The sequence below is a fragment of the Pseudomonas sp. HMSC076A11 genome (assembly GCF_001810205.1).
In the GTDB taxonomy this organism is placed as follows: Bacteria; Pseudomonadota; Gammaproteobacteria; order Pseudomonadales; family Pseudomonadaceae; genus Pseudomonas; species Pseudomonas aeruginosa.
This window is the reverse complement of sequence record NZ_KV800258.1, coordinates 50,478-62,939: the sequence shown is the minus strand read 5'-3', so window position 1 is coordinate 62,939 and position 12,462 is coordinate 50,478. Positions and strand designations below refer to the sequence as shown.

The 12,462-nt window shown below is 57.0% G+C and carries 12 protein-coding genes and 1 pseudogene; 11 read left to right on the top strand and 2 right to left on the bottom strand.

Annotated features, from left to right (window positions below; translation table 11 throughout):
• The first annotated feature begins 170 nt into the window (after positions 1-170).
• The 5 genes from HMPREF2716_RS01085 to HMPREF2716_RS28375 all read left to right on the top strand — a co-directional run bounded on the left by HMPREF2716_RS01085 (position 171) and on the right by HMPREF2716_RS28375 (position 5,920).
• Positions 171-1,292 carry a Fic family protein gene (locus HMPREF2716_RS01085; protein ID WP_023518322.1) on the top strand — a complete coding sequence of 374 codons (1,122 nt, stop codon included), beginning with the start codon at positions 171-173 and terminating at the stop codon, positions 1,290-1,292.
• Positions 1,293-1,462: 170 nt separating this feature from the next.
• Positions 1,463-2,233 carry a nuclease-related domain-containing protein gene (locus HMPREF2716_RS01080; RefSeq protein WP_023518321.1) on the top strand — a complete coding sequence of 257 codons (771 nt, stop codon included), beginning with the start codon at positions 1,463-1,465 and terminating at the stop codon, positions 2,231-2,233.
• Positions 2,234-2,307: 74 nt separating this feature from the next.
• Positions 2,308-3,435, top strand: a complete 1,128-nt coding sequence (locus HMPREF2716_RS28385) for a hypothetical protein (RefSeq protein WP_071533923.1) — start codon at positions 2,308-2,310, stop codon at positions 3,433-3,435.
• Positions 3,432-3,896, top strand: coding sequence for a three component ABC system middle component (locus tag HMPREF2716_RS28380; protein WP_071533922.1), 465 nt, complete (start codon positions 3,432-3,434; stop codon positions 3,894-3,896). Before HMPREF2716_RS28385 ends, HMPREF2716_RS28380 begins: the two co-directional genes overlap by 4 nt.
• Positions 3,893-5,920, top strand: a complete 2,028-nt coding sequence (locus HMPREF2716_RS28375) for a DUF3732 domain-containing protein (RefSeq protein ID WP_023518320.1) — start codon at positions 3,893-3,895, stop codon at positions 5,918-5,920. The genes HMPREF2716_RS28380 and HMPREF2716_RS28375 overlap by 4 nt, the downstream gene beginning before the upstream one ends.
• A gap of 424 nt (positions 5,921-6,344) precedes the next feature.
• On the opposite strand, the pseudogene HMPREF2716_RS01075 reads toward HMPREF2716_RS28375, so the two are convergent.
• Positions 6,345-6,623: pseudogene (locus tag HMPREF2716_RS01075) on the bottom strand (type II toxin-antitoxin system HipA family toxin); the annotation flags it as partial.
• Between the two features lie 98 nt (positions 6,624-6,721).
• On the opposite strand from HMPREF2716_RS01075, the gene HMPREF2716_RS29750 reads away from it, so the two are divergent.
• From HMPREF2716_RS29750 to HMPREF2716_RS01050, 6 genes are all read left to right on the top strand, one after another.
• A complete protein-coding gene (locus tag HMPREF2716_RS29750) occupies positions 6,722-6,847 on the top strand; it encodes a hypothetical protein (protein WP_255251930.1) in 126 nt (41 codons plus the stop codon).
• A 449-nt stretch (positions 6,848-7,296) separates the two neighbouring features.
• Positions 7,297-10,068 (top strand): ImpA family metalloprotease, encoded by a 2,772-nt coding sequence (impA, locus tag HMPREF2716_RS01070; RefSeq protein WP_083318181.1) that lies wholly within the window; start codon positions 7,297-7,299, stop codon positions 10,066-10,068.
• Between the two features lie 190 nt (positions 10,069-10,258).
• Positions 10,259-10,873 (top strand): DMP19 family protein, encoded by a 615-nt coding sequence (locus HMPREF2716_RS01065; protein ID WP_023518317.1) that lies wholly within the window; start codon positions 10,259-10,261, stop codon positions 10,871-10,873.
• Positions 10,863-11,210: an SMI1/KNR4 family protein gene (locus tag HMPREF2716_RS01060; RefSeq protein ID WP_023518316.1), complete on the top strand. Its 348-nt coding sequence runs from the start codon at positions 10,863-10,865 to the stop codon at positions 11,208-11,210. The genes HMPREF2716_RS01065 and HMPREF2716_RS01060 overlap by 11 nt, the downstream gene beginning before the upstream one ends.
• 13 nt (positions 11,211-11,223) lie before the next feature.
• Complete coding sequence (locus tag HMPREF2716_RS01055) at positions 11,224-11,694, top strand: hypothetical protein (RefSeq protein WP_003099612.1); 471 nt, start codon at positions 11,224-11,226, stop codon at positions 11,692-11,694.
• A gap of 15 nt (positions 11,695-11,709) precedes the next feature.
• Positions 11,710-12,168: a DUF6985 domain-containing protein gene (locus HMPREF2716_RS01050; protein WP_023518315.1), complete on the top strand. Its 459-nt coding sequence runs from the start codon at positions 11,710-11,712 to the stop codon at positions 12,166-12,168.
• A gap of 9 nt (positions 12,169-12,177) precedes the next feature.
• Here HMPREF2716_RS01050 and HMPREF2716_RS01045 read toward each other — a convergent pair whose 3' ends face one another.
• Entirely contained in the window at positions 12,178-12,336 is a 159-nt protein-coding gene (locus tag HMPREF2716_RS01045) for a YqaE/Pmp3 family membrane protein (RefSeq protein ID WP_003084988.1), read from the bottom strand.
• Positions 12,337-12,462: the final 126 nt, after the last annotated feature.

Here is a 12,462-nt window from a genome sequence, read left to right as displayed (position 1 = left end):
TTTTGACGTGCTGAAACAGGCGCTTTAGCTGACTCAGTCACCCTGAACAAGCATGCTCATCAAGCTATCAACCCAGCTTGAGAATTAGACAGTGAGCCGAATAGTTGGCATTATCGGCTCACAAAATGAGCCGAATAGGCTCTCTAATCGGCTCAAGATGAACATCCCTTATGAACGACCCACTCTGGATCTGGCAGCAGCCCGACTGGCCGCAGTTCAACTGGCAAGCCGAAGCGCTTGCACCACTGCTGCGCTCCTGTAGCCAGGCTCAGGGTCGTTTGTTAGGAATGCTCGGTGCCGTGGGGAGTGACACCGAAGTGCAGAGCAGCCTGGATGCCATGCTGCAGAACATCGTCACCTCTTCAGCCATTGAGGGAGAGCAACTGAATGTCGGTTCGGTGCGCTCATCACTGGCACGGCGACTGGGATTGCAAGAAGAAGGTCGAACCACCTCTCGCTCCGAAGGCCTGGCGGAACTGCTGCTCGATGCCACCCACGCACATCAAGAGCCGCTAGACGAACAGCGACTGTTCACCTGGCACAGTTGGTTATTCCCCACCGATGACCAACTTCTGGCTCGACCACTACACATCGGCGCACTGCGCGGCAAAGAGCCCATGCAGGTAGTTTCGGGTCGGATAGACCGCCCTACCGTATATTTCGAAGCCCCTCCCCGCGCAGGGTTGGAAGCGCAACTGGCGGACTTTCTCGCCTGGTTCGAAAGCAGCCGCAGCGATGCCAGCCTCGACCCGTTTCTGCGCGCCGGTATCGCACATTTCTGGTTCGTGACCCTGCACCCCTTCGACGACGGCAACGGTCGCCTCACCCGCGCTATCACCGATCTGGCATTGGCTCAGGGCGAGCAGCAAGCCATTCGCTTCTACGCCATGTCTGCGAGCATCCTCGACGACCGCGCCGGCTATTACCGCATCCTAGAAGCCAGTCAGAAAGGCGGGCTGGATATCACCAAGTGGCTGCAGTGGTTTCTCGAAACCTTGCTCAAGAGCCTGGAGCAAGCCCTTGCCCGTATAGACCGCGTGCTGGTCAAGGCGCGCTTCTGGCAGGCACACCGCAGCCAAACGCTATCGGCGGAGCAGATCAAAGTGCTTAACCGCCTGCTCGATGGCGGCGAAAGGGGGCTCGAGGACGGCATCAGTGCGGCGCAATACCAAGCTGTGGCCAAGGTTTCCAAAGCCACCGCGACCCGCCACCTGAGCGACCTGCTGGAAAAGGGCTGCATCGAGCGACTGCCCGGCGGAGGGCGTAGCACCCGTTACCAGATAGCACGCTGAGCGCCTGCACCGGGCTCATCAGCCCTTGATGCGTCATCGCGCCATAGAACAATGGTCGCGATCCCCTTGAGCACTCGAAAGCAATTGGCCATTATCGGCTAAGTGCCAGGCATCTGGATTTCGGCACACCTGCTCGCCTCTCCATTAAGCAGCTCGGCTCAAGGAAGAAAATGGACTACAGCCCGATAGTCGCCCAGGTCTGGGGCATGCTGACCTGGTTTATCCCGGCAGCCCTGCTGATAGGCCTGCTCAAATCGCCTTGGGCCAAGGGGCAGGTCGGTGAACTGCTGGTGCGACTGTTCGCCCATTGGCAACTGGACAGGCAAACCTACCGCCGCCTGCACAACGTCACCCTGAACACGCCGGACGGCACCACGCAGATCGACCACGTATTCCTCTCGCGCTACGGCATCTTCGTGCTAGAAACGAAGAACATGAGCGGCTGGATCTTCGGCAGCGAGAAGCAGGCGCAGTGGACGCAGAAGGTCTACAAACGCACCTTCAAGTTCCAGAACCCGCTGCGGCAGAACTACAAGCACCTCAAAGCCCTGGAAGCCACCCTTGGCGTCAGCCCCGAGCATCTACACTCGGTCATCACCTTTGTCGGCGGCAGCACCTTCAAGACCGAAGTGCCGGCCAACGTGACCCAGGGCATCGGCTTTATCCGCTATATCAAGACATTCCAGCAGGTGGTCTTCAACGAGGCTGAAGTCGACGCCATGCTGCACACCCTGCAAACCGGCCGCCGTGCGCCGACCCTCGCCACCCATCGCGAGCACGTGCAAAACCTCAAGCGCCGGAGTGATACGACAGCCGAGCGGCAATGCCCGAAATGCGGAAGCGCTCTGCTGATTCGCACGGTGAAGACAGGGCCGAAAGCGGGGGAGCAGTTTTGGGGATGCTCAATGTTTCCCAAGTGCCGAGTCATACAGACTACTTGAGATGCAGAAATCAATAGAAATCATGGCCTGTTCCCTATGATTTTCCGGAACAATATGCACATTAAGGCGAGTGTATGAGTGGTGGTCAAACCCAAAACGCAGCATTAACAACAGCTCTGGCATTTCACTACCAAGTACTGATTGGCCTAGAAAAATGCTTCTCACTGCAAGAAGATCAAGCTGTTTGGTTCGAAAAAGATGGCGATGTAAGTCTGCTGAGCAATGAACCTGAGCGGTCTTCGCAAACCGAAGTAAAGGACTATGCCGCCCCTCTAACTGACCACCACGAGAATCTGTGGAAGACACTTAAAAATTGGCTTGCCCCAAACTTTGATCAAAAATCCTACGGAGCATTGGTTCTACACACCACTCAAGCTTTTGGCGCAACAACAAGATTAGGAAACTGGAACACTCAAACAGCCGAGCAGCGCCTGCAAGTACTTAAAGATATTTATAGCGAGCGCACCGCAGAGCAGCTAAGCGCAGAAAAACCGCCTGAGATAATCAAGCTTCAAATAATAGTAATGAACACAAACCAAGAACTATTAATTGAGGTTATCGCCAAGGTGACGTTATTTACTGAAGCTGATAACGCGGACACTCTTCACAAGAACCTTCTAGCCAAGCCAGTTGGCATACCAAAGAGCAATCTTAAAAGCTATCTACAAGGACTCGTTGGCTTTGTTTATAGTCAAGCAAATCAAAAATCCTGGCATATCCAACACGAAGAATTTCGCGCAAAATGCGAAGAATTAACAGCAATATTCTGCAAACGAGAATTTACCTTTCCTCCCTTTACTGGGAGCGAGGCCTCCAAACTCGAAGTCGAAATTCATCAAGACAAGCTTTTCGTCCAGAAAATCACTGACATTGAGCATTTTTCTGTAATTCCTGATGCAGTGGGCAACTGGATGGAGTTGCAGAACTCACTCCTCGAACAACTCGACGAATACCCTCTTTACGCAGAGAAAACAAAAGCATATCAAAGACGAATTGTAAAACTATTCAAGCTAGCTTACTCAAGCGCGCAACTCGAATTAACCGATCAAGTTAAAAACTCAAAGTTACTTTACAATAAAGTAATTTCCGAGCAGCCACTCTCCCTAGGCAATGATACCCCACCACTTGAGTACAAGAACGGCTTAATCCACGACGCAATGGATGACGAAGAGCAAGATTTGAAATGGATTATTGAGCCATGAGCAGCGTCATTGATGCGCTATACCAGTTGAAGTACAACCCATTTAAGTATGGCGAGCACATAGCGTCATTTTATTCTACCATCCAAAATGTAGAAAAAAACTTGCTGCTAGCACCTTTAATTATCCCACTTTGCACTCACCCGACATTTGGCACCAGCCTCTCGAGCGCAGTATTTGGCGAGAAAAAAAAGAGCTCCATATGGACAATTTTCAACGACAGGGCAAAACTTTATGACCTGCAAGAGCGAATCAGTGAATTCCAAAGCCTTACTGAAAAATGCATACAGTTTTGCTTGACTAACGATTGGCTGGCAATAGACGACAAGAATCTTTCACTCGAATACATTACAACCTCAGATCAAAAATTAACACTACAGAAAAATGCAGCAAATTTTGGAAAACTGGTAAGTGGTCACTCTGTGATCGAGCTATATGCATTCCTGGGAGTTAAGCCACGTTGAAAACAATAATCCACGAAATTGGCGTTATTGACCATGCCAGTAAAAAGCACTCGGTAAATTTTAAAAAGGGACTTAACGTAGTCACTGGGAAATCATCCACAGGCAAAAGTGCACTAATCGAAATATTTGACTACTGCTTTGGCAGCAGCGAAAACACAATACCAAAGGGAGTCATTACCGATAACGCAGAAATTTACTACGTAGCTCTTGAAGTCAACAATCAAACCATGATTATTGCGAGAAGGCCCGACGCACACAACAAAGCTTTCTTCCGAAGAGAAGAAGCATTCAAGCCAGAATCCATCAAATTAAATTATTTTGAAAGCAGTTACTTCAGGCCATTAGAAGATTTTAAAAAACATCTACGAGGTTTCTTCGTAGATATTGATGATGTTGACGAATCTTTAGCGGCAAGAGCAAATCGCAAATACAATCGAAAGTCCGCAACACCGACCATTCGAAGCTTCACATCATTTATGCTTCAGCATCAAAACCTTGTTGCCAATAAGCATGCACTCTTCTATCGCTTTGATGAAAAAGAAAAGCGCGATCAGGTAATTGATCACACCAAGATATTCTTAGGCTTGGTTGACCAAAATTTCTTCTTGCTCTCCCAAGAGCATGAGCGTCTGACTGGCGAATTAAATCGTCTAAAACGGCAACAGGACGCGAACAAACGCGCTAGCGAGCTTTACAAGCAAAATGTTGGCCCCGTACTTAATCAATTGTACGCAATGATGGGCTTTAAGAGCGAACCACTGACTGTGCAACAGGTTCTACGCGCCCCACAGGACAGCAAAGAAAGATTAGACAAAATAATCATCCCCGAAAGAATCGACCACATATCAGATGCAGTGACAAAGCATTACAACCAGCTCAAGCAGCAACTCACCCTAAAAACAGCAGAACTTAGAAAGCTTCAAAGACAAGCATCCTCCATCACAAAACACATCGACGAGGAAAGTCGACTCGTTGAAAACTATCGCCAACTTGGATCGCCTAACCTAGTACACATATCAGCAACAGTTTGCCCTTTCTGCCATACCGAAAGTGATGGATTAAAAGATAGCGCTGAAAAACTACAAGAGGCAATATTAAAACTTACTAGCAACCTGACACAAGCTCGCCCTATGAAGGCAAAGTTTGAGTCTTCCCTTGTTTCGGTAAAGCGGGAAATCGAATCACTCAGTAACGAAATCAATAAACTAAATGAAGAGATTGGAGAGATAGAGAAAACCGAAAAGCAACTAGCCCAACAAAAAAGTCTATATGAAAACATATTAATCATAAAGGCCCGACTTTTCGCTATTTTGGACACACTAAATCTAGCGGATGACATTGAACTAGACAAGAGCATCACTTCCACCAATGAGCAACTGATAAAAATCAATAGCGAACTAAGAGGATATGACGCACGAACAGGTTTAGAAAAAGCGTCACATAAGGTCAATGAATACATGACCAAAATCGGCAGCCATTTTGAGTTCGAAGCAAGCTACAAACCTATTAACCTTCATTTCTCCTTCGAAACCTTTGATCTTTATCATCTAACACCCACCGGGGAAAGAATTTATTTGAGATCAATGGGAAGCGGTGCAAATTGGCTTTACAGTCATGTAACGTTATTCTTGGCATTGCATAAGTATTTCGCTGAACTAGGCGATAAATGCTCAATCCCCACGGTGCTTTTTTTAGACCAGCCGACTCAGGTTTATTTTCCTAATTTCAAACGTGATAACTCAGAATCATTTGAGGATCAAAAGAATAAAGAGGCTGCACAGCGCTCGAAAAATGAGCGCGTAGTGGATGAGGATATCAAGGCAGTAGAAAATTTATTCAGTCAATTATCTATTTACTGCAACTCCATTGAGGCATCTAACGGATTTAGTCCGCAAATCATCGTTACCGACCATGCGGATGATCTGACCTTGTCAAATGGAGTTTCATTTGAGTCTCTGGTAAACGGTAATAGATGGCGTAAACGTGGTTTGATTGAACCAGTGCCTACGTCTGATAGAAACTGAAACTGGTAAAGGCTGCAGCAGGTTCGTATCTCAGAAGCGCTGATACGCCGTGAGCGGTCAGCCGAATGCACGAGACTGCTAAAAATTGACCCATTTCGCGGTACAAAAAACAGTACACTGGCGGTACAGTGCCTAGCTTCTGCAGGTTTCGCAAAACTATGCTCAAGCCCAGTAACCACGCTACTTTCAGCTTATTTTTCTTACAGTAAGCTACTCACGGTTTTACTGGGTTTGCGGCGTTTCTAGGCAACTCATAATCCTTTGGTCCACGGTTCGAGTCCGTGTGGGCCCACCACCTTCAAAGCCGCGCACTGCGCGGCTTCAAGCTTTTTGGTCTGTCCCGCCCCGAGTGCCTTCCAGCGGCTGGCCATCTCCCCTTACCGGGTTTTCGAGCTTGGGCGGCTCGCTGATCTTTCCGAGTGCGCTAGCCAAACGTCTGCATAAACGGAACGGCACATTGCCTGGTTGCCGCGACCACATGCGGGGCCTGCTCGCTCAGCTCAGTCGAGCGGGCCAACACCCGCTCCAGTGCCTGCAACTGCTCGCGGATCACTTCTTTTGGTCGAGCTACATCGCAGACCTGGACGAACTCCAGCAGCCCCTGTCGCGAGGCAAAGAGGGACTTGTTGCCTACGAGATCCAGTGCCAGTACATCTTGCGGGATATAAGCCGTGGTGTTGACGATGTCGTAGGCCGGTGCCAGGAGCAATTCGCAGCTGTGCCGGCGGCAGCTTTCCAGCACCTGCCGATAGGTCTCTACCGTTGCACCAGCGAGCCGTGCTGCAGGTCACAGGCTTTGGTATGAATCGCCCCCCACTGCGCGATCAATCGCAGGGTGTCGGCGGCAGCATCGCAAGTTTCGGCGAAGGCGAACTGCCACTGGCGGAGCGGAATCCGATGGACGTGGCGGCTCTGCTCGCCGCCTGAGCGTGGGAAGGCACTCTTATCAGGCACTTCCGAAGGCACTACCGGACGATATCGACTCCATCGCCAACGCGGTAACTTCGAAGTACCTAAACCTTCATGAAACTGCAACTTCCAACTCTATCGACAGCTCTGGAAGTACATCCTCGGTATTTTCCAAGCCCCTAACCAAAGTCTGGATCGTTTCGTCACAGGAAACGCTGGAGCGCCTATTCCAGAGCGCTTCGAACAATCGGTAAAAATAAAATCCAAATAATCAGACGTAGTTCAAAAACAACCAGAACAGATAGTTTTTCCGCCTTTCCCAACATGCTCCTCTCGCCTTGACTCGTTCGATGCAGCGGATCGCCCATGCGTATTTCCGGCATTGTCCGAGGCCCATTCCCTGTTCGATGCGATACCCGGCGCACCCATGACAATATGCCGCCCTCCACGGGCAGATAGCGCCAGTTGTGAGCCTGTCCACCACTGCATTTCCCTCACTGCAAGGAGAGAATATGAGTCGCTCACCCATCCCACGCCACCGAGCGTTGCTGGCCGGTTTCTGCCTGGCGGGCGCGCTGTCCGCCCAGGCGGCCACCCAGGAAGAAATCCTCGATGCGGCACTGGTCAGCGGGGATTCCTCGCAACTGACCGACAGCCACCTGGTCGCCCTGCGCCTGCAGCAGCAGGTCGAGCGCATCCGCCAGACCCGCACGCAGTTGCTCGACGGTCTCTACCAGAACCTCAGCCAAGCCTATGATCCTGGCGCCGCCAGCATGTGGGTCCTGCCGGCCAGCCCGGACAATACCCTGCCCTTCCTCATCGGCGACAAGGGCCGCGTGCTCGCCAGCCTGAGCCTGGAGGCCGGCGGCCGCGGCCTGGCCTATGGCACCAACGTGCTCACCCAGCTGAGCGGGACCAATGCCGCCCACGCGCCGCTGCTGAAGCGGGCGGTGCAGTGGCTGGTGAACGGCGACCCGGGCGCGGTCACTGCGAAGGATTTCAAGGTCAGCGTGGTCGGGGTGGACAAGACCGCCACCCTCAACGGCCTGAAGAGCGCCGGCCTGCAACCGGCGGACGCCGCCTGCAACGCGCTGACCGACGCCAGTTGCGCCAGCGCCAGCAAATTGCTGGTACTGGGCAACGGCGCCAGCGCCGCTAGCCTGAACGCCACGGTGCGCGCACGGCTACAGGCCGGGCTGCCGATCCTCTTCGTGCACACCAATGGCTGGAACCAGAGCAGCACCGGCCAGCAGATCCTCGCCGGCCTGGGCCTGCAGGAAGGCCCCTACGGCGGCAACTACTGGGACAAGGACGCGGTGCCATCCAGCCGCACCCGGGCGCGTTCGGTCGAGCAGGGCGGTGCCTACGGCCAGGATCCGGCGCTGGTGCAGCAGATCGTCGACGGTAGCTGGCGCACGGACTACGACTGGTCGAAATGCCCCTCCTACGTCGATCGCACCACCTGCGACGACGTGCCGGGACTGAGCGACTTCAGCAAGCGCGTCGATGTACTGAAAGGCGCCCTCGACGCCTACAACCAGAAGGCGCAGAACCTCTTCGCCCTGCCCGGCACCACCTCGCTGCGGCTCTGGCTGCTGTGGGCCGACGCGGTGCGGCAGAACATCCGCTACCCGATGGACAAGGCCGCCGACACGGCGCGCTTCCAGGAAACCTTCGTTGCCGACGCCATCGTCGGCTACGTGCGCGAAGCCGGCGCGGCGCAGAAGGAACTGGGCAGCTACGCCGGCCAGCGCCAACAGTCGATGCCGGTATCGGGCTCGGAGGAAACCCTGACCCTCACCTTGCCGTCGGCCCAGGGCTTCACCGCCATCGGCCGCATGGCGGCGCCGGGCAAGCGCCTGAGCATTCGCATCGAAGACGCTGGCCAGGCCAGCCTGGCGGTCGGCCTGAACACCCAGCGCATCGGCTCGACGCGGCTGTGGAATACCCGCCAGTATGACCGCCCGCGCTTCCTCAAGAGCCCGGACATCAAGCTCCAGGCAAACCAGTCGGTGGCGCTGGTATCGCCCTACGGCGGCCTGTTGCAACTGGTCTACAGCGGCGCCACGCCGGGACAGACGGTAACCGTCAAGGTAACCGGCGCGGCCAGCCAGCCGTTCCTCGACATCCAGCCGGGCGAGGACAGCAGCCAGGCGATTGCCGACTTCATCCAGGCGCTGGACGCCGACAAGGCCGACTGGCTGGAGATCCGCAGCGGCTCGGTGGAGGTCCACGCCAAGGTGGAGAAGGTCCGTGGCTCGATCGACAAGGACTATGGCGGCGACGTCCAGCGCTTCATCCGTGAGTTGAACGAGGTGTTCATCGACGACGCCTACACCCTGGCCGGCTTCGCCATTCCCAACCAGGCAAAGACTCCGGCAATCCAGCAGGAATGCGCGGTGCGCGGCTGGGACTGCGACAGCGAGACCCTGCACAAGCTGCCCGGCACCCAGCACATCAACGTCGACCAGTACGCCCAGTGCGGCGGCGGTTGCAGCGGCAACCCCTACGACCAGACCTGGGGCCTGAACCCGCGTGGCTGGGGCGAAAGCCATGAGCTGGGCCACAACCTGCAAGTGAATCGACTGAAGGTCTACGGCGGGCGCTCGGGCGAAATCTCCAACCAGATATTCCCGTTGCACAAGGACTGGCGCGTGCTCCGCGAGTTCGGGCAGAACCTCGACGATACGCGGGTCAACTACCGCAACGCCTACAATCTGATCGTCGCCGGGCGCGCCGAGTCCGATCCGCTGGCAGGCGTATACAAGCGTCTGTGGGAAGACCCGGGCACCTACGCGCTGAATGGCGAGCGGATGGCCTTCTATACCCAGTGGGTGCACTACTGGGCCGACCTGAAGAACGATCCGCTGCAGGGTTGGGACATCTGGACCCTGCTCTACCTGCACCAGCGCCAGGTGGACAAGTCCGACTGGGACGCCAGCAAGGCCGCTCTCGGCTACGGCACCTACGCCCAGCGCCCGGGAAACAGCGGCGATGCCAGCAGCACGGACGGCAACGACAACCTGTTGCTCGGCCTGTCCTGGCTGACCCAGCGCGACCAGCGACCAACCTTCGCGCTATGGGGCATCCGTACCTCGGCAGCCGCGCAGGCGCAGGTGGCGGCCTACGGTTTCGCCGAGCAGCCGGCGTTCTTCTATGCCAACAACCGGACCAACGAATACAGCACGGTGAAGCTTCTGGACATGAGCCAGGGATCGCCGGCGTGGCCGTTTCCGTGAGTCGTAGCTGAGGGGGCTGGCGCGGGGTGATGCTTCTCGCTCCGCGCCGGTCCTCATGCCCCTCTCCCCGAAGGGAGAGAGGGTCGGCCATGCCAGCGGGCAACGCCGTGCCAGGCTGGCAAGCCAAGCTGTCGTTCAAGCTGAACGATCCTGCGCAATAATGAGCCCCTTCCACCAGCAAGGACCGCTCATGACCGACCGCCTTCCCTGCCGCGCCTGCGGCCATCTCATCCTCACGACCACGGCGGCGAGGAACGACGGACTGTGCATGCCCTGCAAGGGCGGCTACCGGCAGAACATCGAGGATGGCAAGCGCTTCCACGCGGAGCGACGGCGCTACCTGGCGAGTCCGCAGGCGCTGTACTGGAGCGCGCTGGTGAATCGCGTCTACGACGGCGGCGAGGGATTCGCCGGGCTGTCGCCGGCCGAGCGGAGCTACTACGCAGTGAGCGTGCTCAGCGGCGAAGTGCACAACGGCGGCTTCGACCAGTACTTCGGCAACTCCTCCGGCGACCAGTACCAGGCGGCGCGCGCGGGTCTTCGCGAATTGGAGGCGGAGGACGCCCTGGCCCTGCTGGAGCGAGCCGCCGCCCTGCTGTTCGGCGACGGTCCGGTGCCAGTCTCCCAGGCCGAACGCCAGTTGCGCATGCCGACCTGGGCCGATGAACCCGACCGCGACTGCGAAGCGGCCCTGGATGCGCTGGACACGCGCTTCTACGCCCTGGCCGACGCGCTGGGCGAACGCCTGCTGGCCCATGCCCGCCACCATGCATTGTTCGCCCTGGACGAGCCCGATGAAGCCTGAATTGGATGCCCTAGAGGCCTGGCTCGGACGAACGCTGCCGGCTGCCTTCGTCGCCGCTCTGGAGCAGCACGGCGGCCGCCTCGTCGAGCCGGGCCTGCTGCTCTACGCCGCCGACGAGTTGCTGGAACGCAACCGGGCCTTCGAAACCTCTCTCTACTGCCCCGGCTACCTGGCCATAGGCGACGACAGCGGCGGCCGCGCCGTGGTGATGGCCCTGGACGACCACTGGCAGGCGCTGTTCCTGGTCGACCATGGCGCGATGACGCCGGACTGCTTCGAACCCCTGGCACCCAGCCTGGAGGCCTGGCTGGAAGCCGGGCCCTGCCTGCCCGAATGACGGAGAAACGCCCATGATTCCTTTCGGCCTCAGCCCCGAACAATTCCGCGAGCGCTACCGTCGCGACCTGCAACGCGCCGCGCCGGGCGTGATCCAGCGCCTGCGCGAGCTGCTCCGGCAACCCTTGGAGGAAGGACTGCGCGACGGCGAGATCCAACTGTTCCTCGGCGAGGACGGACGCGACGCAGCGGAAGCGTGGTTGTACCTGAATGGCGCCAGCAATCGGGTGGACGCCAGCGACCCGCGCCTGTTTCCCGGCAAGGCGCTGGACCTGGCGCTCGGCCTGGGACATGCCCCGGATTTCGACGAAGCCTATTTCGCCGACGGCTTCGGCGGCGTCGATCTGCTCGCCGATACGCTGCAAGCCTGGTTCGCCGAGTGCTGGTGGAAGGCCGGCGGCTGGGCCTGGCCGATCCCGCTGTGGCTGCACGTACACGATGGCTTCGGCGACGGCCGCGGCATCGCCCTCACCGAACGCTGCTGAACAGGGAGACCACGCATGGAACTGATCCGCAACCTGGACGATGCGAACATGGGCGAAGTGTATTGGCGCCTGTATCGGCGCTACATCAGCCTGTTCATCGAGAACGAGGCCGACGACGCCTACGCCTGGCGCTGCGCCCGAGCCCTCGACAAACTGGATGACGCCGTGGTCGAGCGGCTTTGTGCCGCCAGCCTGCGCTACCGCGCCGCGCGCCTGGAGCGGCTGGGCGAGTCTGCGGAGGAAGTCGCGCCGGCGCGCGGGGTGCTGGAACGGATCGAGCCGGGCGAGCTGATCGTGCCCGACCCGGAACAGGGCGACGAAGCGGTGATCCACCTGTCGCTGAACTGCGAATGGGACCGCGAACACGGTATGGAATGGATCGTCCGGGGCGGCGAGGTGCTCTATGTCGGCCCCTTCCACGGCGAAGACCCGTGGCGGGACTTCACCGTGAAGGAACCATGGAACTACGCCTGAGCAGGGGCCTCAACGCTTGGCGATGATGTACACCGCGTGGACGATGCCCGGGATGTAGCCGAGCAGGGTGAGCAGGATGTTCAGCCAGAAGGCGCCGCCGAAGCCGACTTGCAGGAACACGCCCAGCGGCGGCAGGAGGATGGCGATGAGGATGCGGATCAGGTCCATGAACGGAACTCCTTGGTCCAGGGTCGATACGGTGTCCGGCGCGTGAGCCGGCGTTTTTTCGCGTCACCCTATGACTGACTCCCGCCATTCGCGGAGGGTTCAACCGCAACGGTACTCGCCGCCTGT

Bases quoted from the DNA above. Each gene is read 5' to 3' on its own strand.
- HMPREF2716_RS01060 (WP_023518316.1), top strand. From the start codon at position 10,863: ATGAAGCCTGAATTGGATGCCCTAGAGGCCTGGCTCGGACGAACGCTG.
- HMPREF2716_RS28380 (WP_071533922.1), top strand. From the start codon at position 3,432: ATGAGCAGCGTCATTGATGCGCTATACCAGTTGAAGTACAACCCATTT.
- HMPREF2716_RS01055 (WP_003099612.1), top strand. From the start codon at position 11,224: ATGATTCCTTTCGGCCTCAGCCCCGAACAATTCCGCGAGCGCTACCGT.
- HMPREF2716_RS01080 (WP_023518321.1), top strand. From the start codon at position 1,463: ATGGACTACAGCCCGATAGTCGCCCAGGTCTGGGGCATGCTGACCTGG.
- HMPREF2716_RS29750 (WP_255251930.1), top strand. From the start codon at position 6,722: ATGAATCGCCCCCCACTGCGCGATCAATCGCAGGGTGTCGGCGGCAGC.
- HMPREF2716_RS28385 (WP_071533923.1), top strand. From the start codon at position 2,308: ATGAGTGGTGGTCAAACCCAAAACGCAGCATTAACAACAGCTCTGGCA.
- HMPREF2716_RS01050 (WP_023518315.1), top strand. From the start codon at position 11,710: ATGGAACTGATCCGCAACCTGGACGATGCGAACATGGGCGAAGTGTAT.
- HMPREF2716_RS01065 (WP_023518317.1), top strand. From the start codon at position 10,259: ATGACCGACCGCCTTCCCTGCCGCGCCTGCGGCCATCTCATCCTCACG.
- HMPREF2716_RS01085 (WP_023518322.1), top strand. From the start codon at position 171: ATGAACGACCCACTCTGGATCTGGCAGCAGCCCGACTGGCCGCAGTTC.
- HMPREF2716_RS01045 (WP_003084988.1), bottom strand. From the start codon at position 12,336: ATGGACCTGATCCGCATCCTCATCGCCATCCTCCTGCCGCCGCTGGGC.